Source organism: Chryseomicrobium imtechense, from assembly GCF_041475995.1.
In the GTDB taxonomy this organism is placed as follows: Bacteria; Bacillota; Bacilli; order Bacillales_A; family Planococcaceae; genus Chryseomicrobium; species Chryseomicrobium aureum.
In genome coordinates this window covers 41,313-67,243 of the sequence record NZ_JBGOBM010000002.1, presented here as the reverse complement: position 1 = coordinate 67,243, position 25,931 = coordinate 41,313, and the positions used below count along the sequence as shown (strand labels likewise).

Here is a 25,931-nt window from a genome sequence, read left to right as displayed (position 1 = left end):
ATCATCCTTTCTGTCGTAGAAAGACCCTCTGCAGGAAATCCTGTCGAGGGTCAAAATTGAATTCGTCGAACATCCGCAGCGTCGAGTTCGAGCCAACGCTCCGCAATATCCTTGAACATCGGGATTGAGCCAGTCGCATAAAAAATTGGCGGCTTTTTCCCGGGTTTAGTATTGTGTTGGTTATGAAAATCTAAGTAATCGCGTACATCGCTCGCTGTCTCTTGGGCAGAAGAGACGACATGCACATGATCTCCCACTACATTCTCAATGTGAGATTGTAGCAACGGGTAGTGCGTGCAGCCTAAAATGATTGTATCGAAGTCTTTCCCTTTTAAAGGGGTGAGCGCTTCTTCTACCATCTTGTGCGCAAATTCCCCGTCATATTCATTACTTTCTACAAGGGGAACGAACGTTGGACAAGCCAGCGCTTCCACTTGACTCGAAGAACTCAGAGCAGCGACTGCATACTCATACGCTCCACTTTTCACTGTGCCTACTGTCCCCAGTACGACAACTTTATGATTGCGCGTCGCTTTAGAGGCAGCGCGTGCACCAGGGAAAATAACGCCAAGCACAGGAAATGGCATCTGGCGGCTCAGAGAGTTTAATGCCACAGCTGTTGCTGTATTGCAAGCAATGATCAGCATTTTGACATCCATCTTCTGCAGAGCCAGTGAAATCTGCCAGGTGAATTTCCGGACTTCTTGCGGGCTACGCGGACCATACGGACATCGCGCCGTATCTCCTACATATATAATTTGTTCGTTCGGTAACAGGCGCATAATTTCTTTTGCAACAGTTAAGCCGCCGACACCTGAATCGAGAATACCAATCGGACGATCCACACGAATTCCTCAGTTCTTTACTTTTTCATTTCTTTGTGTAATTTGTGAAGCAGTTCTGTCAATTGCTCGACTTCTTGCTTTGTGAACGTTTCAAGTTCAGCTGTTAAATACGCACGGCGCTTGTTGATGACTTCTTCAATGATGCGCTCTCCTTCTGATAGAAGGTGTATACGGACAACGCGACGATCGGATTCGTCACGTACACGCTGAACAAGATGATTCGCTTCCATGCGGTCGACTAGATCCGTCGTCGTACTGAAAGCTAAATACATTTTAGTCGATAAATCACCAATCGTCATGTCTCCTGATTCGTGCAACCATTGTAGGGCAATAAATTGGGGCGGTGTAATTGTGTACGAATTTAATATTTGTCTACCTTTTTGTTTAATTACACCCGAAATATAGCGTAATTCTTTTTCGAGCACGGCCACGCGATCTGCATCGTGTTGTACCGGACTATTCTGTTCGTTCGTCATCAAATCCCTCGCTTTTGCATATCCTTGTAGTACTTATTGTGACGTCTTCTGCGTGAAATTACAAGAGTCTGTCGTGCTTTACTGAATTTCCCCTAATCGTACTAGTTCTTCAAGTGCTGCTTTTCGCCCGGAAACACCTAATTTTTGTATCGCATTTGAGATCTGATTCCGCACCGTCTTCTGTCGAATGTCCAGTGTCGCAGCCACTTCTTTTGTAGAAAGCCCCGCAAGCAAAAGCTGGAATACGTCCTGCTCACGTTTCGTCAAAATGAAATAATTGGATTGAAACAAAAAATCCCTCCCCGTGTCTATCCATACGATATGAATAAGTACGAAGAGGCGTGCCATTTACGCATGTTGCAATTGTTTTTTTGTATCTTCTGACCAAGCAACTGGTTTTCCAGTAAGGCGATGAATTTGTACGATTGTCCCTCGCCCTGTTGCTGTTATTTCATTTTTTTCGTTGACCATCATGTAATGCACGTCCATAGAAGATGTACCCACTGAATTTGCTTTTACATAAATGCGGAGTTTTTCATCAAAGTAGACTTGTTTCACGAAGTCACATTGGAGATCCGCCACAACTGGTATTGTTTCCCCTTTTGGATCTAACCAGTCGTTCATTAATTGAATGTGTTTAAAAAATTCAATTCGCGCATATTCAACATACGCAAAGTTCACAGTGTTGTTCAAGTGTCCATACATATCGGTCTCACTAAACCGAACACTTACTTCAGAATAAAATTGAAATTCGTCGCGCCATGCCTCGACATCTTGGATGTAGCTAGCTCTCATTCGTTCTCCCCCTTAAAATGAATGACTATTCAGTCAATAGTATAGCATAGTTCGGGTTGCGAAGGAAGATACTTTATAGGGTGACAGGCACCAAATGGGAACTGATGGTAAATGGTGACAGGCACCGCGTTGGCAGACAGAAAAAACCCCTGTTACTTTTTCAAGTAACAGGGGCGTCCTTCACATCTAAATCTTAGTTATCCACCATGTGATCCGAACCGAAGAAGTTACGGAACATTTGAACCGTTGTGTCACGGTTAAGAGCAGCGATAGATGTTGTTAATGGAATACCTTTTGGACACGCCACTACACAGTTTTGTGAGTTACCGCAGTTTGCGATACCCCCTTCGCCCATGATTGCATTCAAACGCTCATCTTTGTTCATAGAACCTGTTGGATGCGCATTGAATAGACGAACTTGTGAAAGTGGTGCTGGACCCATGAAGTTTGATTTGTCGTTCACGTTTGGACACGCTTCTAGACAAACTCCACATGTCATACATTTTGAAAGCTCATATGCCCATTGACGCTTACGCTCAGGCATACGTGGACCTTCACCAAGATCGTATGAACCATCAATTGGAACCCATGCTTTCACACGTTTTAATGAATCAAACATGCGCGTGCGGTCAACTTGAAGGTCACGAACGACTGGGAATGTACGCATTGGCTCAAGTCTAATTGGATGCTCTAATTTATCAACTAGTGCCGAACATGACTGCATCGGACGACCGTTGATCACCATTGAACACGCTCCACAAACTTCCTCTAGACAGTTCATATCCCATGTTACAGGCTTCGTTGCTTTTCCGTCTTTATTGACTGGGTTTTGACGAATTTCCATAAGTGCAGAAATCACGTTCATATTTGGACGGTAATTGACTTCAAAGGCTTCGAAATAAGGTTTCGAGTCAGGTGTATCTTGACGCTGAATTTCAATAGTAATTTTCTTTGCTTCAGTTGCTGTCACCATTGATTATTTCCCTCCTTTAGAAGAATAATCACGTTTACGAGGTGGAATCAACGATACGTCGATTGCTTCGTAAGTGATGATTGGTGCACCTGTTGCTGGATCGAAGTCCGCAACTGTTGTTTTCATGAATTCCTCGTCATTACGCTCTGGGAATTCTGGTTTGTAGTGCGCCCCGCGGCTTTCGTTACGCATTAGCGCTCCGATTGTAATAACACGTGCAAGGTATAACATGTTCTTCAACTGACGTGTGAATGAAGCACCTTGGTTCGACCACTGTTGTGTATCGTCCATGTTGATGTGCTCCCAGCGGTCCATCAATTCAAGAATCTTTTTATCTGTTTGTTCTAGCTTGTCGTTGTAACGTACAACTGTTACGTTGTCTGTCATCCACTCGCCAAGCTCTTTATGGATGAGGTACGCGTTTTCTGTACCCTTCATATTCAACACTTTGTTCCACTCTTCTTCTTCCTTCTTCACTTCACGAGTAAAGATTTCGTCCGGAAGATCAGCAGCAGACTTTTCAAGACCTTTCATGTACTTCACAGCGTTTGGTCCAGCAACGCTACCACCAAATACAGCTGAAAGTAATGAGTTAGCACCTAGACGGTTTGCACCGTGTTGTGAGTAATCACACTCACCAGCAGCAAATAATCCAGGAATGTTCGTCATTTGATCGTCATCGACCCATAGACCACCCATTGAGTAGTGAACAGCTGGGAAGATTTTCATTGGAACTTTACGTGGGTCATCACCAGTGAACTTTTCATAAATCTCGATGATTCCACCAAGTTTTACATCAAGCTCGTGTGGATCTTTGTGAGAAAGGTCAAGGTATACCATGTTTTCTCCGTTGATTCCAAGCTTCTGGTTGACACACACGTCAAAGATTTCACGTGTTGCGATATCACGTGGTACTAAGTTACCGTAGTCTGGATATTTCTCTTCTAGGAAGTACCAAGGCTTCCCGTCTTTGTATGTCCAAACACGTCCACCCTCACCACGCGCTGATTCTGACATCAGACGAAGTTTGTCATCACCAGGGATTGCAGTTGGGTGAATCTGAATGAATTCACCATTTGCGTATTTTGCACCTTGTTGGTACACGATAGACGCTGCAGAACCTGTGTTGATGATAGAGTTCGTTGTTTTACCGAAGATGATACCAGGTCCACCCGTTGCCATAATTACAGCATCTGAACGGAACGCTTGGATTTCTCCAGTGTTTAAGTTTTGTGCTTTAATACCACGGCAAACGCCTTCGTCATCTTTAATAATACCGAGGAATTCCCATCCTTCGTATTTCGTGACTAAACCGTCTACTTCGTAGCGACGTACTTGCTCGTCAAGTGCGTATAGTAACTGTTGACCAGTTGTCGCACCAGCGAATGCTGTACGGTGATAAAGTGTTCCACCAAAGCGGCGGAAATCTAAAAGACCTTCTGGAGTACGGTTGAACATAACACCCATACGGTCAAATAAGTGAATAATTCCAGGTGCTGCATCAGCCATTGCCTTTACAGGGCCTTGGTTCGCTAAGAAGTCACCGCCATACACTGTATCGTCAAAGTGTTTGTACGTTGAATCTCCTTCACCTTTTGTGTTAACTGCACCATTAATTCCACCTTGCGCACACACTGAATGAGAGCGCTTTACTGGAACTAATGAGAATAAATCAACAGGCGTGCCATTTTCGGCAGCTTTCATAGTTGCCATAAGACCTGCAAGGCCTCCACCGACAACGATCAATTTACTTTTTGCCATGCTTTTCTCACTCCTCGAATTTTTAGTAGTGGTTTAGACGAATGCAAGCAATGCGCGGATACCCACTACTGTCAATGCTACGAAAATACCTAGAGTTGCGTATGTAGCCAAACGTTGTGAAGCAGCGGATTGTGTAATCCCCCAACTTACTAGGAATGACCAAATACCATTCGCAAAGTGGAAAGTTGCTGCTACAACACCAGCAACGTAGAAACCAAACATCCAAGGATTCGCTAGAATATCAGCCATCATATTAAAGTCAGCTGTATCTGCTCCGATTGCAACCTGCCAGCGTGTTTCGTATACGTGCCATGCAATGAATACTACTAAGAAAATCCCTGTGATACGTTGTGCCACGAACAGCCAGTTACGGAATGTGCTAAAGCGGTTCGTGTTATTTTTTGCAGTGAAAGCAATGTAGATTCCGTAAAATGCGTGGAACATTAAAGGTAAGAAAATCACAAAGATTTCAAGTGCATAACGGAATGGTAAGCTTTCCATAAAGTGTGCTGCATCGTTAAATGCTTGTTCTCCGCGTGTTGCAAAGTGGTTGACAATTAAATGCTGTGTTAAGAACAGCCCAACCGGAATAATTCCTAATAAGGAATGCAGACGACGCCAAAGAAATTCGTTGTTTTTCGCCAAGATGGTTACCCCCCTCAAATTTTGCGATTGAGTTGCCACGGCGATGTGACAATTCAATGAATGTTACGACAAGCGAAATATCGTTATTCGTAACGGCCTTGTAGTTTAACATAACTATTGTACTCCCCTAGTATAGGCAGGTCAAGGCACTTTGGGATTGAGAATCCTTCTCAAAGTCTAGATGTCTCTAAGGGTTGCAATGCATTGTGTCTTTTTTCACATACGCAAATTTTAGTACTACATGCTATACTGATATCGTTGATTTTGGAAAGTGAGTGGACTGTATGGAAAAGACACAAGAAAAAATGATTCCTCAGTTTGGGTACGAATTGATTCGTGACCACCTGATTGCCAACCTATTAGGAAAACATGAACAGGAAGTTTTATATTGGGCCGGTAAAGATTTGGCTCGAAAATTCCCATGTCAGTCGGTTGATGAGATTTGTGCGTTCTTTCAACAAGCCGGCTGGGGCGAGTTGCAATTACATACACAAGCAAAGCGTGAAAGCATCTTCCACCTACAGGACACGATTCGTTCATCGTCGCGGTCCGATCGCTGCTTCAAGCTTGAGGCAGGATTTTTAGCAGAGCAACTTGAACAGTTAGAGAGTCGGATGACGGAGTGTCTGGAAGATGTCTCATCTACACTTGTTGTTTTTACAACAAAATCAGAATAGCAGTTGTCTTTAGTTTACATTTGGTGTGAGAGCGCTCCCATTTATCTGCTCACATTTGTGAACAAATTGCGTGTTTTGTTCACACTATTGTAACTATTTTGTAGAATGCTGATGTCGAAATCAGCATTCTTTTTTATGGTCATTTTTTTCACAGGGTAGATTTCTCTCAGAATTGTTTATGCCCTCAATTTCGTTGTTTGTGCCCTGGAATAGGCTTTTTATGCCCTGATCGAGCGGTTCTGTGCCCTCAAATGGCTGGTTTGTGCCCTCAGTCATATTATGGAAACTAATTCACAGTCTTCTAGTACAAAAAACAACCCCTTCCCCGCAACGAGAGTGCGAGAAGGAGCTGTTCTTTATCTACTCAAACGAAAGTTTACACTTGTACCTCAAGCTCCGACAAGCGGAACTCGTCGTGAAGCGCATTCGCCGACTGAATCATTTGTTGTTGCGGAACGACTACAGATACTTTGATTTCTGATGTACTGACCATTTTAACTGGAACCGATTCTTGGCGTAAGCGATCAAACATTTGTGCTGCTACTCCTGGATTGGAAACCATTCCTGATCCTACAATCGATACTTTTGCAAGGCCGACTTCGAAATCTGCCACTTGGAACCCTAGCTCTTGTTTTTTCTCTTCTAATACTTGAATCGCTTCGGACAATGCTTCTTTTTTAATAGTGAACGAAACCGTTGGCGTTGTGCCATCGACTATAGATTGCACAATGATATCGACATCGATATTGTGTTTTGCTAGTGTCGTAAAGATCATAGCGAGTGACCCATTAAATGCTTTTTCATATCCTATTGTTAACCGAACGACATCGGATTCAAATGCCACACCTCGTACAATCAGATTCGACTCCATCGATGTAACCTCCTCAATAACTGTCCCCTCTTGATCTGTCAAACTCGAGCGGACAGTCAGTGGAATTTTGTAGTTTTTTGCATACTCAACAGCGCGTGGATGCAAGACGCCTGCGCCTAAGTTGGCAAGCTCTAACATCTCATCGTACTCAATTGATTGTAATTTACGTGCACCTTCGACAAAGCGTGGGTCGGACGTGTAGACTCCATCCACGTCTGTATAAATATCGCAGCGGATGGCTCCAACAGCTGCAGCAATTGCGACGGCCGTTGTATCTGAACCTCCGCGGCCAAGTGTAGTAATCTCCCCGTCTTCTGTAATACCTTGGAAACCAGCAGCGACGACTATATTTCCAGCATCTAGCTTCTCACGAATTTTGTCACCTTTCAGTGAAACGATTCGTGCATTGCGATGCACTTTTTCAGTTTGTAATTCTGCCTGCCATCCTGTCATAGAAACGGCTGGGTAGCCTTGTGTCTCAAGAGCCATTGCAAGTAATGACATCGAGACCTGTTCGCCAGTTGATAAGAGCATATCCATCTCTCGTTTTGATGGCGACGATGTGATTTCTTCTGCAAGAGTAACCAAGTGATCGGTTGTTTTGCCCATTGCGGATACAACGACTACGACTTGATTCCCTTGTTCTGATTCCATGATGACGCGACGTGCTGCATTTCGGATACGCTCCACTGAGCCAACCGATGTTCCTCCAAATTTCATGACGACAATTGCCATTTTCCTAATCTCCTCCGGTAGCGGATGGGACAAAAAAATGCTTTCCACGAATGGAAAGCATTTTGTCTAACACGGTCAAAGTATATGTCCATGCAAGATAGCCCTCCAGAATGTTTATTCTGACAATCTTGGGTTTGTTCAACACAAGACCAACGAAGCGCTGGATCAGCAGCTCTTCATTTCGGCGATTGCCCCTTTCCCATTTCGTCGTCGGATCTGTCATCCTCAAAAATGGTACTGTTGACGCTCGCACCTCTATCTTCACGTAAAGTGAATATGAAATTAGGAATACTTTAGCACACTATTCCGGCGAAGGCAATGTTTCTTCTGTTAATTTTTTTTGAACCGCAACAGCAAGCGCCTCCGGAAGACCTGCTTGTATAAACTCTTCAACAGTACCTGCTTTCATGTTTTTCACCGAACCAAAGTGCTTCATAAGTTGTTGACGGCGCTTTGGTCCCACGCCAGGAATCGTATCCAAAATCGATTGGATACTATTTTTTTGACGTTGTTGGCGATGGAATGTAATCGCAAACCGGTGCACTTCGTCTTGAATACGTTGCAGCAAATAAAACTCTTGCGACGTCCGCTTCATGGCAACAGGAAGCGGAGGCTCTCCGTAAAGAAGTTCTGCCGTTTGGTGTTTTAAATCTTTCGCAAGCCCTGCAATCGGAATATCTAGTCCGAGTTCATCTTCTAATACTTCACGCGCAGACGACATCTGCCCTTTTCCCCCATCAATCAAAATTAAATCCGGAAGAGGCAAACGTTCCCGAAGCACACGTGTATAGCGGCGACGAATGACTTCACGCATCGCTCCGTAGTCATCATGTTTTTCAGCCGTCTTTGTTTTGTACTTTCGGTATTCTTTTCTTAAAGGTTTTCCGTCCTCAAAGACGACCATCGCAGAAACTGGATCTGTCCCGTAAATATGGGAGTTATCAAATGCTTCAATGCGACGCGGAGCAGGAATGCCCATATGAAGCCCAAGTTGCTCTATTGCCCCAATAGTTCGCTCTTCTTGACGCTCGACTAGATGGAACTTTTCGTTCAAGGCCACTTCTGCATTATTGATGGCCAAATTCACAAGTTCTAGTTTTTTCCCTCGTTGCGGTACGGCTACTTTTACATCTAATAACTGGTGAATGATTTCCGCATCGACAGTTCCAGGGACAAGAAGTTCTTTCGGTTTGATGTGGGACGGCTGCTCATAAAAACGACCGATAAATGTTAAAAACTCTTCTTCCGGCTCTCCGTATATCGGAAACATGGACGCATCCCGCTCAATCAACTTCCCTTGACGAATGAAGAAGACTTGTACACACATCCACCCTTTGTCGACAGCGTAACCAAAGACGTCCCGATTGGTGAAATCATTCATCTGCATCTTTTGTTTTTCCATAACGGTATCGATGTGCGCGATTTGATCTCGGTATTCTTTTGCACGCTCGTATTCCATAGATTCTGCGGCTGCCATCATCTTCTGTTCAAGCTCTGTACGCACTTTAATATGGCCCCCATTTAAGAACTTGGAAACTTCATCAATCATGTACTGGAATTCCGATCGTGGGATTTCTTTCACACACGGCCCTAAGCATTGACCAATATGATAATAGAGGCATAAGCGGTCGGGCATCTTCACACATTTTCGGAATGGATAAATACGGTCCAAGAGCTTCCGCGTCTCATTCGCTGCATAGACGTTCGGATACGGCCCAAAATATTTCCCGTTATCTTTTCGTACTGTGCGCGTTGTAATAATGCGTGGGTAGGCGTCCCCTGTAATTTTTATATATGGATACGTCTTGTCGTCTTTAAGCATGACATTGTATTTAGGGTCATGCTTTTTGATTAGATGAAGCTCTAGAATGAGTGCTTCTAAGTCGGACGACGTGACGATGTATTCAAAGTCTTGGATGTCCTGCACGAGTCGCTGAGTCTTCCCATTATGTGTTCCCGTGAAATACGAGCGGACTCGGTTTTTTAACACTTTTGCCTTCCCGACATAAATGATGGTTCCGTTGCCATCTTTCATCAAATAGCACCCAGGTTGTTCGGGAAGGATCTCTGATTTTTGCCGAACGAGTTCGTTCATATGTGCACCTACTTTCTGCACGCGTTCCGTACAAGTGTTCGAGTGGTCCTTTGAAAAAACCGGAATCCCCTAAGGACTCCGGCTCTATGACTTACGCGTGTTTGTTTACTAAGTTTGCAAGGTTTTCTTTTGGTTGGTAACCAACCACTTTATCGACTGGTTGACCGTCTTTGAAAAGGATCAATGTTGGAATCGACATAACCCCGAACTGGCTAGCAGTTGCTTGGTTCTCATCTACATCTAACTTTGTAATTTTTACTTTGTCAGATAGTTCGCCGTCAAGCTCTTCAAGAACTGGAGCGATCATTTTACATGGTCCACACCATGGTGCCCAAAAGTCTACTAATACTAAACCTTCTTGAGTATCTTGTGCAAATGTTGCATCTGTTGTGTGTGTAACTGCCACGATAATTCCTCCTTCATTTGTATCTATATGCGATTATATCAAATGATACCCGAACCACCTAATAATAAAACTCGGCTTCCGTGAAGGAAGCCGAGTGATTGGTTTACTTCGATAAAACTGCGCGGAACTCTTCTGTTAGAAGTGGAATGACTTCAAAAAGATCTCCTACAATTCCGTAATCTGCAACTTTGAAAATGCTTGCTTCTGGGTCTTTGTTGATTGCAACAATGACTTTTGAGTTCGACATACCCGCTAAATGCTGGATTGCTCCAGAGATACCTGCTGCGATGTATAAGTCAGGTGTAACAACTTTACCAGTTTGACCGATTTGTAATGAGTAATCTACATAATCCGCGTCACATGCTCCGCGTGATGCACCAACTGCTCCACCTAATAGGTCAGCAAGTTCTTTTAATGGCGCAAAACCTTCTGCACTCTTCACACCACGACCACCCGCTACAACAACTTTCGCTTCCGAAAGATCGACGCCGTCTGTTGATTTGCGCACAACTTCTTTAATGATTGTACGTAAGTTCGTGATATCTACTGATACAGATCCAACTTCAGCAGTCTTGCCTTCTTCTTTCGCAAGAGGAGCGATGTTGTTTGGACGGATTGTGATGAATTTTAACTCATCTTTTAATTTTACTTTTTCGAACGCTTTACCAGAGTAGATCGGACGAACGAATACTGCGTCGTCTCCTTCTCCTTCGATATCTGTTACATCGGATACTAGTCCGACTTGTAGTTTTGCTGCAACTTTAGGAGATAAATCTTTTCCTAGAGCTGTGTGACCAAATACGATAGCATCTGGCTTTTCTTGTTCGAAAACAGCCATCAATGCTTGACCGTATCCATCTGAAGTATATTGTTTTAAATGTGAGTGTTCTACAGTGATGACGCGGTCCGCACCATAAGCACCTAGTTCAGCTGCCAAGTCGCCGACTGAATCGCCAAGTAAAACTGAGACAACTTCTCCGCCACCTGAGATTTTTTTACCTGCTGCGATTGCTTCAAATGAAACGTTACGTAAAGATCCTTCACGGGATTCAGCTAATACAAGTACTTTCGTTGACATGCTAAGTTCCTCCTTCAGTGTTGTTCATATCAGATTTAGATTACTTTTGCTTCCGTGCGGAGTAAGCCGACAAGTTCCTTAACTTGGTCTTGTAAGTCGCCTTGTAGAACTTTTCCAGCTTCTTTCTTCGGAGGAAGATAGATTTCGATTGTTTCTGTTTTTGCTTCTACATCATCTTCGTCGATATCTAAATCGTCTAACTCGATCTCTTCAAGAGGTTTTTTCTTTGCTTTCATGATACCTGGAAGAGATGGGTAACGTGGTTCGTTCAATCCTTGTTGTGCTGTCACAAGAAGTGGAAGCTTTGTTTCAAGCTCTTCTGTGTCTCCTTCTACATCGCGTTTGATAGAGACTGTATCTCCATTGATTTCTAGGTTTGTGATGGTCGTTACATAGTTAATGCCTAATAATTCTGCAACACGAGGACCTACTTGACCTGATCCACCATCGATCGCGACGTTTCCTGCAAGAATAAGGTCTGCCTCTTTGTCTTTCAAGTATTCCGCTAGCACGTGTGCTGCACTGAACTGATCCAATTCTTCCACATCTTCTGTATTGATTAAAACTGCTTTGTCAGCACCCATTGCTAGAGCTGTACGTAGTTGCTTTTCTGCTTCTTCGTCACCCATTGTGATGACGGTTACTTCGCCGCCGTGTGCGTCACGGACTTGAATAGCTTCTTCGATTGCATACTCATCGTAAGGATTGATGATGAATTCTGCACCGTCCTCTTGGATGTGGCCACCAGAAACGACGATTTTTTCTTCTGTATCGAATGTACGTTTAACTAAAACATAAATATTCATTGAATTCCCTCCAAAAGTGAATTAATTTCCTTTAAAGTTTGGTTGACGTTTTTCTAAAAACGCTGTAATTCCTTCTTTGGCATCTTCTGACACGAAAACGGTTCCAAAAGAATGCGCTTCAGCGTCTACACCTTTATGATACGAGTCATCTTTTGTATATTGGAGCATTTCAAGTACGTATTTCATCGCAACTGGACTCTTTTTTGCAATTTTAGCTGCCAGCGCATGTACAGTTTCCTCAAACTGTTCTTCTGGAACAGCGTGATTTGCAAGCCCATAATGCGCTGCCTCTGTACCACTAATTGGATCACTTGTTAAGAGCATCTCTGCTGCTTTTGCGAAACCAACATAGCGTGGAAGACGCTGCGTTCCTGCAAAACCAGGAATCAATCCTAACTGCAATTCCGGAAGTCCAAGCTTCGCGTTTTCCGTCACGATGCGAATGTGACAGCTCATTGCGAACTCAAGACCTCCACCAAGTGCTGCTCCATGAATCGCAGCGATGATTGGTTTTGAGAATGTTTCAACACGTTCAAAAATGTCTTGCCCGTTTTTCGCTAGTTTTGAAAATTCTTCTCCGCTTGTGATTGACGTGAATTCTTTGATGTCTGCACCTGCTGAGAAAAAGCGTCCTTCCCCTTTGAACACAATTACGCGTACATCGTCATTGTTTTCAACTTCGTCTAAAAACGAATTGATGTCCAAAATCAATTGACGTGATAGTGCATTTGCTGGTGGACGATTCAATGTGACGACTGCCACATGATCTTTAGTTTCCAATGAAAGAAATTCCATTCGTTCACATCCCCTATTCAGCTTTGATGGCATTAACTAACAACTGATGGACTTTTGATGAGAGCGCTACCAAATTATATTTGTATTCGTTCATCACCCATGTCGTAGTTGTCTCATCAATTGTACCAAAAACCATCTGTCTCGCTAAGCGAATATCCATATTCTTATCGAATTCTCCGTTTGCGATGCCTTCTTTTAGTATCGTATCGAGTAAAACCAAATAGTTTTTTAACACTGCGTTGATGCGTAAACGAAGTGCAAGATTCGACTGGCGAAGCTCCAACTGAGTCACTGTTGCAAGATGACGATCCGCAGATAGCACGGTAAAATGATTTTCGACCATTTTGTATAGTTTTTCAGATGCACTGATTGGTTCTTCGATGATTTCATGTAGACGATCCGCAAACATTTCCATCTTTTCATCAAACACAGAAATTAAAATGTCTTCTTTGTTTTTGAAATACAAATAGATGGTGCCATCTGCGACGCCTGCCTGCTTCGCGATTTTGGAGACTTGGGATTGATGGTACCCGTTCTCGGCAATCACTACTATGGCCGCATCAATGATTTGTCGGTATTTAGGTTTTTCCTTCTTCATCATCTCAACCCCAAAAATAAAAATATGAATGACTATTCATTCATATTTTTATAGTAGTATTTATTTTGTTTTCTGTCAACTCGTTTGTGCTTGCTTTACTTTCTCTTTTTCCTCTTCAATCAATGTACGACGCAATATCTTCCCGACAGCTGTTTTTGGCAGCTCATCACGGAATTCATAAAAGCGTGGTACTTTGAATGAAGCAAGTTTTGTACGGCAATACTCATTGAGCTCGTCTTCTGTAATGGTATGGCCTTCTTTCAAGACGATGTATGCCTTCACTGTTTCACCACGGTATGGATCAGGAATTCCAGCAACCACACATTCTTGGATTGCCTCATGTTCATAGAGCACTTCTTCAATTTCGCGTGGGTAAATATTAAACCCACCAGCAATGATCATATCTTTTTTACGGTCTACTACATAGAAGTAACCATCTTCATCCATATAGCCAAGGTCACCTGTGAGCAACCAACCCTCCCGAAGTGTCATTTCTGTCTCTTCTGGGCGGTTCCAATATCCCTTCATCACTTGAGGGCCTCGTACAGCAATCTCTCCTACTTCTCCGACTGGTAGTGGTTCTGTAGAATCCATTTGGAATACAGCAGAATCTGTGTCGGGCCAAGGAATTCCTATAGAGCCTTTCACACGCTTATCTGTATACACCAAATTTGCATGTGTGACTGGTGACGTTTCTGTTAATCCGTATCCTTCAACTAGTCGTCCACCCGTGACGCTTTCAAACTTCTCTTGAATCTCAACTGGTAAAGCGGCCGAGCCACTGATACATGCATTAATAGAAGAAAGATCATATTTCGATAAGTTTGGTGAGTTTAAAATACCAATATAAATGGTTGGTGCGCCTGGGAATAAAGTAGGCTTTTGCTTGTCAATTGTTTTGAGAGCGGTTTCAACATCAAATTTAGGAAGCAAGATCATCGTGTTTGCCTGCATTACCGACAAGACGAGGACTGTGGTCATTCCATAGACGTGGAAGAATGGTAAGATTCCCATTACACGCTCTTTGCCGTCTTCACACTCATATAGCCAATGTTTACACATTGTCACGTTGGTGACAAGATTTTTATGCGTCAACATAACACCTTTCGGGAATCCTGTTGTACCCCCTGTGTATTGTAACATCGCTAAGTCATTCTCAAAATCGACGGGAGACGTGATTTTTTCCGCCTTGCCGACTTTCATGACTTCTGTAAACAAGTGATTGGATCCACGATGTTCTACTTTTACGCTGAACCCGTACTGCTTCTTTTGGATGAACGGGTAAATCATATTTTTAGGGAACGGAAGATAATCTTTGATTCCCGTGATGATGAGGTTTTCAAGGTCTGTCTCTTGCATGATTTTTGAAATACGTGGATATAAAATGTCGAGTGTGATAATGGCTTTTGCACCGGAATCTTTTAATTGGTATTGAGCTTCTCGTTCCGTATAAAGTGGATTCGTTTGAACGACGATTCCGCCAGCATATAAAATACCATAATACGCAATGACACCTTGTGGACAGTTTGGCAGCATGATCGCTACACGATCCCCTTTTTCAATGCCAAGTGTTTGTAAGTAGTTTGCAAACTTTAATGATGACTCGTACAGTTCTTGGTAATTCATCTCTTTCCCCATGAAATGAATCGCCGTGTTGGATGAAAATTTTGTTGCAGATCTTGTTAAAAACTCTTGAATCGGAATTTCTTCATACGTTAACGTGTGCGGAATTTGTTCTGGATAGTGCTTTAACCATACCTTTTCTGCCATGTGAAGACCCCCTTGATTAGAATAGCGTGAATATTCCTAACTTTAGTATATGAAAAAATGAATGGGTATTCAATGAATTTATCAAGTTTTTCATGACTTCTATCAAAAAAATAACAAGAATCGCCTTGATTTCAATGAATTCTAGGCAATCCTTGTCGTTTAGCGCAAAAATACGTAATATATACCAACTGCTATAAATAATACACTTACTACAAGTAAAACTTTAGCTAACTTTTCCATACGTCACTCCTAGTTTGAGATACTGGCCCCAATGACAAAGGATAAACCGACCGATAGTATAAAGGAAATGAAACCGACAGAGCGATTGTCTTTTTCAATTTCTTGATCGACATTGAAGGATGGGGTGAGAAATTCAAATAACCAATACGCGATGATGAGAAGTGCAAATCCAAATGTTCCCCATCCAATCATCTCTAAAAAAGACGCATGCTTTTCGATGGAAAAGCGAAAGATATTTGCTACACCAAATATCTTCCCACCAGTCGCCATAGCAACAGCTATGTTCCCATTTTTAATTTCTTTCCAATTATCGTACTTCGTGACCACTTCAAATAGAACCATCGCAATAATAAGGCATAAGATCACGACACTAAAATAACCTGCTGATTCTACAAGTGGGTGTTTCCAAAATGATAAAAGTGTCACACCGATTCCCCTCTACTTTTGACTGTTTCATAGATGTACGTTTTAGTTCGTGAGAGGTTTCATTTATTTTAATTCAACGATTGTCACACCATATCCACCTTCGCCTGCTTCACCAAAACGATAGCTTTTTACACGACGATCCTTCTTCAACATCTGTTGAATCCCTGTTCGAAGTGCTCCAGTCCCTTTTCCGTGAATGATTGACACACGCGGATAGTTGGCAAGCACTGCATCATCTAAATATTTCTCTGTTCGAAGCAGAGCATCTTCATAGCGTTCGCCTCGTAAATCAAGCTCTAATTTAACGCCACCAGCCGAACGTCCCGCAACGTTATGCACGGAAACAGTTTTGAGTGGTTTGTCCGGCTTCACATACTCAAGGTCAGACTCATTCAACTTCATTTTCAGCACACCGATTTGAACCGCCCATTCAGTAGCTGAGACTTTTTCAAGCAACGTTCCTTTTTGACCGAATGACAACACTTTTACTTCGTCTCCAGCTTGCAAGTTTTCTGCGCGCTGCTTCTTTTGTTTTTCTTTTTTTAGCACTGGATTTGTAGGAAGAGCATTTTCTAAACGTTTTCGAGCGTCAATGAGTTCATGTTCTTTCACACCAGCAGCTGCTTGTTTTTGAAGCTCCCGAAGTTCTTGTACAACTGCTTCAGACTCACGGCGCGCGTCTTCCACAATTTTGCGCGCTTTTTCACGCGCTTTCTCTGCTAATTGCTCTTTCTTCCCTTCATAGGCTGCAAGTTCTTCAGCAAGTTGACGCTTCAATTGCTCTGACTCTTTTAAAATACGTTTTGTTTCATCTGCATCTTGTTCTGCCCGTTTGCGGCTTTCTTCCAACGAAGCAATCATCGTATCGACTTCACTACGGTCTGTTCCCGTAAAGCTTTCAGCATGTTGAATGATGTGATGTGGAAGTCCAAGTCGTTTGGAGATTTCAAAAGCATTACTTCGCCCCGGAACGCCTAGTAAGAGTTTGTAGGTCGGACTAAGCGTCTCGACATCGAATTCCACACTAGCATTGACAACACCCGGCCGGTTGTAGCCGTACGCTTTCAATTCAGGGTAGTGCGTTGTCGCCATCACGCGTGCACCTTTTCCATGCACTTCGTCCAAGATAGAGATGGCCAGTGCCGCCCCTTCCTGCGGATCAGTCCCCGCACCTAACTCATCAAAAAGAATGAGGGATTTGTCATCAAATTTCTTTAAGATGTCTACAATATTGACCATATGGGAGGAGAATGTACTTAAACTCTGCTCAATGGATTGCTCATCCCCGATGTCTGCAAAAATCGATTCAAAAATAGCGACTTCGGAACCGTCTAATGCTGGAATCGGGATACCACTTTGCGCCATCAGTGTGCACAGTCCGACTGTTTTTAATGTAACGGTCTTTCCTCCTGTATTTGGGCCGGTAATGACAACTGCTGTGTCAGGATCCCCAAACTCAATTGTATTTGCGACCGCTTCACTTTTAGAAATGAGTGGATGGCGCGCGCGTACTAATCGAATGCGTCCTTCTTGATTAATGAGAGGTCGCGTACAGTTTTCAGCCGTCCCGTATTTCGCTTTTGCAAAAATTGTATCAAGTGTAGCCATTGTTTTGACAAGATGGAATAAATCAGATGCCACAATCTCGACTTGTAACGTCAGTTCTTTTAAAATGCGTTCAATTTCTTCTTGTTCTTTCACACGTAGTGCTCGTGCGTCGTTATTTAACTGCACAACAGCGTTTGGCTCGATGAACAATGTTTGTCCTGATGAAGATTGATCATGGACAATGCCGCCGTAGTGACTGCGGTATTCTGCTTTTACAGGAATTACGTAGCGATCATTACGAATCGTCACAATCGCATCGGATAACATCTTCGTGGCATTTTGACCACGTGTATAACTATCCAGTTTTTCTCGAATACGTTGGACAGCCGTGCGCAGTTGTGACCGGATCGAGCGTAGTGTTTGACTCGCGGAGTCTAGCACCATTCCATTTTCATCCACGCACGCGTTGATTTCATGTTCAAGCTCTGTCAAGACTGGAATACTTTCTGTATATCCGTGTAGGTGCTTTACGGAGAAGTCTTCTGCATCTCGCACATCTTCTATGAAGCGGCGAATAATTTTACTCGCTCGGATCGTGGAGGCAATCTCCATAAGCTCCGTTGCACTCAAAATTCCACCGATTTGCGCACGGCGGGCATGCGGGCGAATATCAAATAAACCGCCTAGTGGCACGTTGCCTTTCACGCGTAAAACTGCTAAAGCTTCATCTGTTTCTTCTGTCCACTGTTCAATTTCCGAAAAATCTGTTGAAGGTTTCAACTCTTCAATCATTGCCTTTCCGACGGAAGAGGTCGTATAGGTTTTGACGTGTTCAATTACTTTCGGAAATTCTAATGTCTTCAGCGCTTTTTCTGTAATCATTGTGCGCCTCCTTTTACTTACGAGCTAAATAGTCGAGTAGTTGTTTGGGTTGCCATGTGTTGACGATCAATTCTTTTTTCAGCCATGCTTTTTGCGCATGACGTACACCGATATCCATAAAGCGTAAATGGTCAAGATGATGGGCATCTGTATTGATTGCCACTTTCACCCCTAACTTTTGTGCGCGCTCTAACCAATTCACTGCAAGGTCTAATCGGTATGGATTTGCGTTTAATTCGACAATCTTATCGAACTCTTTTGCCCATTGTAAGAGTTGTTCTACATCTGGCTCGTATCCCGGACGTTCTCCGACTATTCGTCCTGTCGGATGCGCAATCATGTCGACATTGGGGTTCGAGATTGCTGTATATAAGCGTTCCATAATTTTCTCTTGTGGTTGCGAAAAGCTAGAATGAATCGATGCAATGACAAAATCAAGTTCTGCCAGGAGTTCGTCCTCAAAGTCGAGTGTTCCATCCGGTAATATGTCCATCTCCGTTCCAGATAAGATATGAATACCGGGATATGACTTTTGGAGTTCTTTAATTTTTTTGTTTTGCTCACGTAGTTGTTCAGGAGTCAATCCGTTCGCGACCCGCAGATAGCGCGAATGATCAGTGATGATCATTAGTTCATAGTCTTTTGCTAGGCATCCCTCAATCATTTCTTCTAATGAATGGGCACCATCTGACCATGTCGTATGCATGTGTAAGTCTGATTTTATGTCTTCTAGTTGCACAAGCTCGTCAAGTAGATCGAGTTTATCGAGTTCTTGCCCGGACTCCCGGACGCCCGGTGGAATGAATGGCAAATCGAAGTCTGCGAAGAATGCTGCTTCTGATTCGTATGTCGTCACCGACCCATCTTCTTTTTCCACTCCGTATTCACTGATCTTCCAGTCGCGCTCTTTCGCGAGTTGACGCATCCGAATATTGTGGTCTTTCGAGCCGGTGAAGTGATGCAGTGTCGAGACAAACTCTTCGTCTTTCACAAATCGGAAATCAACATCCACGCGTTCCGGTTTAGCAAGTGCTACCGACATTTTCGTATCTCCATTGGCAATCATTTCTTCGATATCTAATGTTTCTTTCAGAAGTTCCTTGACTGCTGGGACATCTGTCGTTGCAATGACGAAGTCGAGGTCTTTACTCGTCTCTTTCGTGCGTCGGAATGAACCCGCAACAGATGCACGTGAGACGGCTTCATGATTGTGTAACAGTGATTCAATGTGCGCCACAATCGGTTCAAGTTTCCAAATCGGATACCGGTCTGGGCGGCTTGCAAGTTGGTCGAGCTCTTTTAAAATCTTTTCTTCTGTCTTTTTACCGAAACCTGCTAGGGCCTGGACTTCGTTCTTCTCGCAAGCTTCACGCAGTCCTTCAAGTGTTTCAATACCTAGTTCTGCGTGCAGTTTGGCAATTTTTTTGCCTCCCATTCCAGGGATTTGCAACATCTCCACTAAACCTTGTGGTACTTTTTCCTCGAGCTCTTTTAACAGACTCGACTCTCCGTCGTTTAATAAGTCGGTAATCACGCCTCCGGTAGCGGCGCCAATACCTTTTAACTTTGTCGGATCCTCCATCTCGGAGAGGCTTCGAGAATCCAGTTCTAATGTTTGTGCCGCTTTTCGAAAAGCACTGACTTTAAACGGGTTCTCTCCTTGCAGTTCCATTAGAAGTGCAATGCGCTCAAGTGCGCGAATGATTGTTTTTTTATCCATGACGTACCACTCCTTTGTCGTAAAAGCGAGAAAAACTCCTCCCAACTGGCGAGAGAAGTTTTTGATTCGTTATGCGGAACGGTTCTCCTGGTAGATATACCACCAGTCCTTCACCGCCTCTGATAAGAAAGGTGTATTTTCTAAAACAAAATTAGCGATTGCTGACCCACCGATTGCCGTCTGAATCATGTCTACAGGCAGTAGCGCTAGTACATACAGCAATACAAATAGTAGGAAGTAAATTTCGATAAATCCTAAAATCGCACCTAAAATACTGCTGATTTGTCCGAGCACTGGTAAAAACTTAAGGAAATCAAACATAGAGGCAACGATTTGTAAGGCAAATTTTACAATAAAGAAAATAAGTGCAAATGCAATGATACGATAAAACGTTTGATCAAGATCTAGTGTTTCCACTGCAAATGATAATTGCGAGTTCGATGTGATGGCTGGGAATGGAACCCACAGCACAAACTTTTCTGCGAGAGGTTTGTAATACTTGAAGGCAACAATCAAAGCGACGACGAATCCAATCATATGGATCAATTGTACAATCAGTCCACGCTTTGCCCCTACTATGATGCCTCCAACAAGAATAATCAGTAATAAAATATCAATCATTTAGACCGCCCTTTAACTGTTTCAATTGCTGTTCAAGTTCTTCTAGTTGTTCTTTCACTTTTAAATAGTCGTGCATCGTATTGACGGCTGTTAGTACGGCAAGCTTTGCCGTGTCAAGACTTGGATTTGCCGATTGGATCTCACGCATTTTATCATCGACCATCGTCGCGACTAAACGCATATGTCCTGCTGGCTCGTACCCTGCCATTTTGTATGTAGTACCGTAAATATCCACAGCTACTCGTGTAATTGTTTGATCTGACAAAGACAAGACCTCCTCAGAAAATCCTAATAACTATGATACCATGAAGTGGAGAGAGATGGAAAGAAAGGAACATAGCTATGTCAAACATTGTCATCGTATTAGATAAATCCCAAATAAATCATTTGATTTCGCAGTATGATTTGCACGCAATTCCTGCTAAAGCTCCTGGAATGGTATTTGCCGCTAAGCTTCCAGACGCACGCATCAGCGTTTACAAGTCTGGAAAAGTGATGTTTCAAGGAGACGGTGCCACGCGTGAAGCAGAACAGTGGCAAGCTTTTACGTCGTCTGAACCTATTCAGTCGAATTTGCTGCCAGAAGGTTTTCATAAATTGTCCGTTATCGGATCTGATGAGACAGGTACGGGTGACTTTTTCGGACCCATCACTGTTGCAGCATGCTATATTCCTGCCGATAAAATTTCGCTTGCCGAAGAACTTGGGTGCAAAGACTCTAAACAATTGAACGATGCATTCATACGAAAGGTTGCACCGGATATTAAAGCAGCCTTTACCCACAGTATTCTTATCCTTCCCATGGCCAAGTATAATGATGCGACTGACAAAAAATGGTCGCAGGGTAAAATCAAAGCGTTGTTGCACAATCAAGCATTAAAACACGTCTTGCGGAAACTCGGTGATGAAAAACCAGATGCAATTTTGATTGATCAGTTTGCGGAGAAAAGTATCTATTATCGTCATATCGCGAAGCAAAAGGAAATCATCGAAGAGAATGTGTATTTCGCCACAAAAGCAGAAGGTCTGCATGTTGCTGTTGCTGCCGCCTCTATTTTAGCGCGCAATGCGTTTTTAGAGGAGATGGACAAGTTGTCTCAGCAGGTCGGCGTCACAATTCCTAAAGGCGCCGGGGCAAAAGTTGATGAGGTTGCTGCACGGATTCTCCACAAGAAAGGATTGGCGTATTTAAAGACGTTGACAAAGGCGCATTTCGCGAATACACAGAAGGCTATTAAGATCGCTGAGAAGTTGAAACATTGATAAACAGCACCTTCTGATTTAGAGGGTGCTATTTTCTATACTAAGAAGTGCGAATTAGTTTCCATAAAACGACTTCGGTAGAAGAAATCTAGATTTGGGTAGAATAAATTACACTTTGGGTACAATAAAACTGCATTTCGGTAGAAGAAATTTCATTTTCGGTAGAAGAACGGTCGCTCAGTTTTCAAGCTACCAACTTTTCTTGTTATAAACCCTTCACTACTTCCCCTAAACCTACTCTTTTTCTCCCCAACCACTAGAAAAAGGGCTGATTACAATCAGCCCTCAAGTCATAAAGCCCTTACTAGGAAAAGATTCAACAGGATTTCACTCTAAAACTTATCCGCGTAGTTCCGCATTTGCTTCTGATGCTAGGGCAGCGACTACTTTATCATGTGCCGCCACTACTTCTTCATCCGTCAACGTCCGCTCCGCATCTTGATATGTGATTGAGAATGCAACAGACTTCTTATCATCTGCCATCTTCTCCCCTTGGTACAAATCAAACAGACGAACTGCTGAAACTAAGCGACCACCCGAACCACGAATAATCGTTTCAAGCGTTGACGCCGGCAATGCACGGTCCACAACTAATGCAATATCGCGTGTGATTGCTGGGAAACGCGAAACTGGCGTGTAGCTAATTGTTGGTTTCTGTTCAGTAATCAACCGCTCCAAGTTTAATTCGAATACAAATGTATCTTTCAAATCAACACGTTTTTGTTCATTCGGGTGCAATTGACCGATGAAGCCCACTAGCTCTTCCCCTAAAAAGATTTCTGCTGTGCGACCAGGGTGCAAGCCGTCCATCTTCGCTTGTGTGTAGGAAAGTGTCACGCCTAGCTTAGCAGCAAGAGCTTCCACGATACCTTTTACAACGAAGAAATCAACTGGCTTTTTCTCACCTTGCCACATGTGATCTACCCAAAGACCTGTCACGATTCCAGCCACATGCTCGATTTCAGTAGGAAGCTCGTCCACACCATTGTCTAGGAAGACTGAACCTACTTCATAAAGCGCAACACTCTCAACACGGCGCGCAACATTGTAGCTCGCCGCTTCAATTAAGTGAGGAATTAAACTTTGACGAAGGGTGCTGCGTTCTTCTGACATCGGCATCAATAACTTTGTTACGTCCGCTTGATGTAATGCAAACTTTTGCGACTGCTCATGGGATGTTAATGAGTATGTTACAGCTTGATAGAGGCTAGCCCCCTCAAGTGTTTGACGCACAAGACGACGCTTTGCTTGGTAAGGTGACAACCCACCTGCTTGATGTGCGCCTTCTGGGAGAGTCATCGGGATGCGATCATAGCCGTACATACGCGCAATCTCTTCGACGATATCTTCTGGAATAACGATATCTTGGCGACGAGTTGGGGCGTCAATATAGAACAAGCCGTTTGCAACCTCAAACGGAAATTGTAGACGTGTCAAAATGTGCTGCATTTCATCCAATGAGATTTTCATCCCTAAACGTTCGTTGATGAAGTCTGGAGACACTATGACTTTTTTCGGTGTTTTATCAAGTTCATCGACAACAACTGAGCCTGTTAACACTGTTCCACCTGCAAGTTCTGTAAGTAGTTGTGCTGCTCGCTCTGCTGCTGCTTCCACACGGTTCGGGTCGACACCTTTTTCAAAACGTGCCGATGCATCCGAACGAAGGCCAAGTTTCTTCGACGTTTGACGAACAAAACTGCCTGTGAAATAAGCAGACTCAAGAACGATCGTTGTCGTCTCGTCACTTACTTCACTATTTGCACCGCCCATGACACCCGCAACTGCAACAGGTACTTCACCATTTGTAATTACAAGGTCCGTATCCGCAAGCGTGCGTTCTTGATCATCGAGCGTCGTGATTTTTTCGCCTTCTGATGCCATACGAACAACGATTTTTTTCGTTTCCAATCGGTCATAGTCAAACGCATGTAGTGGCTGACCATATTCCATCAAAACATAGTTCGTGACGTCAACAACATTGTTGTGTGGACGTACACCAACAGCCATCAAACGGTTTTGTAGCCATTGTGGGGATGGTCCGACTTGAACATCTTTAATGACTTTTGCACTATAGTAAGGGTTTGCGTCTTTCGCCTGAACCTCTAATGCTAAGTAATCTGCCGCTTTTTCAGAGCCTTCTGTGTAGCTGATTTCTGGAAGTTTCACGTCTTTCCCTAAAATCGCTGCTACTTCATAAGCTACACCAAGCATGCTCATCGCGTCTGCACGGTTTGGAGTCAAGTCGAGCTCCAACACTGTGTCGTGGAGTGATAAATACTCAAGCGCATCTGCTCCGATTTCCGCCTCTTCCGGCAATACAAAAATGCCATCTGCAAATGCTTTTGGTACTGCTTTCCCTTCGATGCCTAACTCTTGAAGCGAACAGATCATACCATGCGATTCTTGCCCACGTAATTTTGCTTTTTTAATTTTGAAACCGCCTGGTAGACGTGCGCCTGGAACGGCGACTATGACTTTTTGTCCTGCATCGACGTTTGGTGCGCCACACACGATTTGCGACAATTCGTCTGCTCCTACATTGACTTGGCAGATGTTTAATTTATCTGCTTCCGGGTGCTTCTCTTTGGAAACAACATGCCCAACCACAATATTTTTCATATCTTGTGAACGAACTTCCAGTGCATCGACTTCAATGCCAGAACGCGTAATTTTTTCAGCGAGTTCAGACGGGTTTTCGCCTGAAAGATCGACGTAGTTTGCTAACCAATTTAGTGATACTAACATATGCTTTCCACCTTACCCTTCCGTGCGTTCAAACTGTTGAATGAACCGCATATCGTTTGTATAGAAGTGACGAATATCTTCGACTCCGTATTTCAGCATCGCAATACGCTCTGCTCCGATTCCGAATGCAAATCCCGATACTTTCTCCGGGTCGTATCCTGCCATCTCTAAAACATTCGGGTGTACCATTCCGGCCCCTAAAATCTCAATCCAGCCAGTGCGCTTACATACAGAACATCCTGAACCGCTACATTTGAAACACGAGATATCCATTTCAACGGATGGCTCAGTGAACGGGAAGAAGCTTGGGCGTAGACGAATTTCACGGTCTGAGCCGAACATTTTCTTGCCGAGTAAGTCGAGTGTTCCTTTTAAGTCCGTCATGCGAATGTTTTCGCCTATGACGAGTCCTTCAATCTGCATGAACTGGTGTGAGTGTGTTGCGTCATCGTTGTCACGTCGGAATACCTTACCTGGACAGATAATGCGAATCGGCTCGCCTTTTTTCTTTTCCATCGTTCGTGCTTGCACGGGAGACGTATGCGTACGTAATAGAAGTTCTTCTGAAATATAGAACGAGTCTTGCATATCACGTGCTGGGTGCCCTTTTGGAAGGTTCAGTGCTTCAAAGTTATAGTAGTCTTTCTCTACTTCTGGACCTTCTGCGATTTCATAGCCCATACCGATGAACAAGTCTTCAATTTCTTCGATGACTTTTGTTAATGGATGGTGATTCCCGATTTGTACAGGACGACCTGGTAACGTGACGTCGATTGTCTCATTCGCAAGTTGCGCTTCCACTGCAGCCGCTTCAAGTTCTGTCATACGTGCATCTAAAACAGCCGTGACTTCTTGGCGCATCTCATTAACAAGCGCCCCCATCTTCGGTCGTTCTTCAGCAGGAAGTTTCCCCATGCCTTTTAATAGATCCGTGATAGGCCCTTTTTTTCCGAGATAAGCTACACGGACGTCTTGCAATTCTTTGACTGTTGAAGCGGCTTGGATTTTTTCAAGAACTTCTTGTTTTAACGCGGAAAGTTGTGCTTCCATTGTCGATTCCTCCTTATTTTGACAAAACAAATAACTCGCCCCAAAAAGGGACGAGTTATCATCGCGGTACCACCCTAGTTATCATGCTAAAAGCATCATCACTCAAA

Annotated in this window: 24 protein-coding genes, 1 riboswitch and 1 other annotated feature (1 of these 26 only partly in view); of the genes, 2 read left to right on the top strand and 22 right to left on the bottom strand. The window is 43.5% G+C overall.

Annotation, left to right across the window (positions count from 1 at the left end; translation table 11 throughout):
• Positions 1-50: 50 nt before the first annotated feature.
• From racE to AB5N96_RS01955, 7 genes are all read right to left on the bottom strand, one after another.
• On the bottom strand, positions 51-845 hold the full coding sequence (racE, locus tag AB5N96_RS01985; protein ID WP_338032454.1) for a glutamate racemase: 795 nt from the start codon (positions 843-845) through the stop codon (positions 51-53).
• Between the two features lie 17 nt (positions 846-862).
• On the bottom strand, positions 863-1,321 hold the full coding sequence (locus AB5N96_RS01980; RefSeq protein WP_204590354.1) for a MarR family winged helix-turn-helix transcriptional regulator: 459 nt from the start codon (positions 1,319-1,321) through the stop codon (positions 863-865).
• Positions 1,322-1,399: 78 nt separating this feature from the next.
• Positions 1,400-1,612 (bottom strand): helix-turn-helix domain-containing protein, encoded by a 213-nt coding sequence (locus AB5N96_RS01975; RefSeq protein ID WP_499704505.1) that lies wholly within the window; start codon positions 1,610-1,612, stop codon positions 1,400-1,402.
• Positions 1,613-1,669: 57 nt separating this feature from the next.
• Positions 1,670-2,116, bottom strand: a complete 447-nt coding sequence (locus AB5N96_RS01970; RefSeq protein ID WP_499704504.1) for an acyl-CoA thioesterase — start codon at positions 2,114-2,116, stop codon at positions 1,670-1,672.
• A gap of 193 nt (positions 2,117-2,309) precedes the next feature.
• The gene (sdhB, locus tag AB5N96_RS01965) at positions 2,310-3,089 is read right to left on the bottom strand and encodes a succinate dehydrogenase iron-sulfur subunit (protein WP_499704503.1); all 780 of its coding nucleotides are present in this window, start codon (positions 3,087-3,089) and stop codon (positions 2,310-2,312) included.
• Positions 3,090-3,092: 3 nt separating this feature from the next.
• Positions 3,093-4,850 (bottom strand): succinate dehydrogenase flavoprotein subunit, encoded by a 1,758-nt coding sequence (gene sdhA, locus AB5N96_RS01960; RefSeq protein WP_204590350.1) that lies wholly within the window; start codon positions 4,848-4,850, stop codon positions 3,093-3,095.
• Positions 4,851-4,883: 33 nt separating this feature from the next.
• On the bottom strand, positions 4,884-5,495 hold the full coding sequence (locus AB5N96_RS01955; protein ID WP_204590349.1) for a succinate dehydrogenase cytochrome b558 subunit: 612 nt from the start codon (positions 5,493-5,495) through the stop codon (positions 4,884-4,886).
• A 284-nt stretch (positions 5,496-5,779) separates the two neighbouring features.
• Between AB5N96_RS01955 and AB5N96_RS01950 the strand changes: the two genes are divergently transcribed.
• Positions 5,780-6,172, top strand: a complete 393-nt coding sequence (locus AB5N96_RS01950; protein WP_204590348.1) for a DUF2507 domain-containing protein — start codon at positions 5,780-5,782, stop codon at positions 6,170-6,172.
• A 376-nt stretch (positions 6,173-6,548) separates the two neighbouring features.
• Here the strand turns inward: AB5N96_RS01950 and AB5N96_RS01945 are convergent, their stop codons facing one another.
• From AB5N96_RS01945 to zapA, 13 genes are all read right to left on the bottom strand, one after another.
• A complete protein-coding gene (locus tag AB5N96_RS01945) occupies positions 6,549-7,778 on the bottom strand; it encodes an aspartate kinase (protein ID WP_204590347.1) in 1,230 nt (409 codons plus the stop codon).
• 90 nt (positions 7,779-7,868) lie between these two features.
• Positions 7,869-8,044, bottom strand: a riboswitch (Lysine riboswitch).
• A gap of 35 nt (positions 8,045-8,079) precedes the next feature.
• Positions 8,080-9,873, bottom strand: coding sequence for an excinuclease ABC subunit UvrC (uvrC, locus tag AB5N96_RS01940; protein WP_499704502.1), 1,794 nt, complete (start codon positions 9,871-9,873; stop codon positions 8,080-8,082).
• Positions 9,874-9,964: 91 nt separating this feature from the next.
• The gene (gene trxA, locus AB5N96_RS01935; RefSeq protein ID WP_204590345.1) at positions 9,965-10,279 is read right to left on the bottom strand and encodes a thioredoxin; all 315 of its coding nucleotides are present in this window, start codon (positions 10,277-10,279) and stop codon (positions 9,965-9,967) included.
• A 103-nt stretch (positions 10,280-10,382) separates the two neighbouring features.
• Entirely contained in the window at positions 10,383-11,357 is a 975-nt protein-coding gene (locus tag AB5N96_RS01930) for an electron transfer flavoprotein subunit alpha/FixB family protein (protein WP_499704501.1), read from the bottom strand.
• 35 nt (positions 11,358-11,392) lie between these two features.
• Positions 11,393-12,163, bottom strand: a complete 771-nt coding sequence (locus AB5N96_RS01925; RefSeq protein ID WP_204590343.1) for an electron transfer flavoprotein subunit beta/FixA family protein — start codon at positions 12,161-12,163, stop codon at positions 11,393-11,395.
• A 21-nt stretch (positions 12,164-12,184) separates the two neighbouring features.
• Complete coding sequence (locus AB5N96_RS01920) at positions 12,185-12,958, bottom strand: enoyl-CoA hydratase (protein ID WP_499704500.1); 774 nt, start codon at positions 12,956-12,958, stop codon at positions 12,185-12,187.
• 13 nt (positions 12,959-12,971) lie between these two features.
• Entirely contained in the window at positions 12,972-13,556 is a 585-nt protein-coding gene (gene fadR, locus AB5N96_RS01915) for a fatty acid metabolism transcriptional regulator FadR (RefSeq protein ID WP_204590341.1), read from the bottom strand.
• A gap of 75 nt (positions 13,557-13,631) precedes the next feature.
• A complete protein-coding gene (locus AB5N96_RS01910; protein WP_499704499.1) occupies positions 13,632-15,326 on the bottom strand; it encodes a long-chain-fatty-acid--CoA ligase in 1,695 nt (564 codons plus the stop codon).
• Between the two features lie 249 nt (positions 15,327-15,575).
• Positions 15,576-15,992, bottom strand: a complete 417-nt coding sequence (locus tag AB5N96_RS01905; RefSeq protein ID WP_204590339.1) for a DUF350 domain-containing protein — start codon at positions 15,990-15,992, stop codon at positions 15,576-15,578.
• 63 nt (positions 15,993-16,055) lie between these two features.
• On the bottom strand, positions 16,056-18,422 hold the full coding sequence (locus tag AB5N96_RS01900; RefSeq protein ID WP_499704498.1) for an endonuclease MutS2: 2,367 nt from the start codon (positions 18,420-18,422) through the stop codon (positions 16,056-16,058).
• Positions 18,423-18,435: 13 nt separating this feature from the next.
• Positions 18,436-20,142 (bottom strand): DNA polymerase/3'-5' exonuclease PolX, encoded by a 1,707-nt coding sequence (gene polX, locus AB5N96_RS01895; protein ID WP_499704497.1) that lies wholly within the window; start codon positions 20,140-20,142, stop codon positions 18,436-18,438.
• Between the two features lie 69 nt (positions 20,143-20,211).
• Entirely contained in the window at positions 20,212-20,763 is a 552-nt protein-coding gene (locus AB5N96_RS01890; RefSeq protein ID WP_392454027.1) for a CvpA family protein, read from the bottom strand.
• Positions 20,756-21,028, bottom strand: coding sequence for a cell division protein ZapA (gene zapA, locus AB5N96_RS01885; protein ID WP_204590335.1), 273 nt, complete (start codon positions 21,026-21,028; stop codon positions 20,756-20,758). Before zapA ends, AB5N96_RS01890 begins: the two co-directional genes overlap by 8 nt.
• 77 nt (positions 21,029-21,105) lie before the next feature.
• Between zapA and rnhC the strand changes: the two genes are divergently transcribed.
• Positions 21,106-22,026, top strand: coding sequence for a ribonuclease HIII (rnhC, locus tag AB5N96_RS01880; RefSeq protein WP_499704496.1), 921 nt, complete (start codon positions 21,106-21,108; stop codon positions 22,024-22,026).
• A gap of 339 nt (positions 22,027-22,365) precedes the next feature.
• Here the strand turns inward: rnhC and pheT are convergent, their stop codons facing one another.
• Positions 22,366-24,774, bottom strand: coding sequence for a phenylalanine--tRNA ligase subunit beta (pheT, locus tag AB5N96_RS01875; protein WP_499704495.1), 2,409 nt, complete (start codon positions 24,772-24,774; stop codon positions 22,366-22,368).
• A gap of 12 nt (positions 24,775-24,786) precedes the next feature.
• Positions 24,787-25,824: a phenylalanine--tRNA ligase subunit alpha gene (gene pheS, locus AB5N96_RS01870; protein ID WP_499704494.1), complete on the bottom strand. Its 1,038-nt coding sequence runs from the start codon at positions 25,822-25,824 to the stop codon at positions 24,787-24,789.
• Between the two features lie 43 nt (positions 25,825-25,867).
• Positions 25,868-25,931: a binding site (T-box leader), on the bottom strand (it continues 159 nt past the right edge of the window).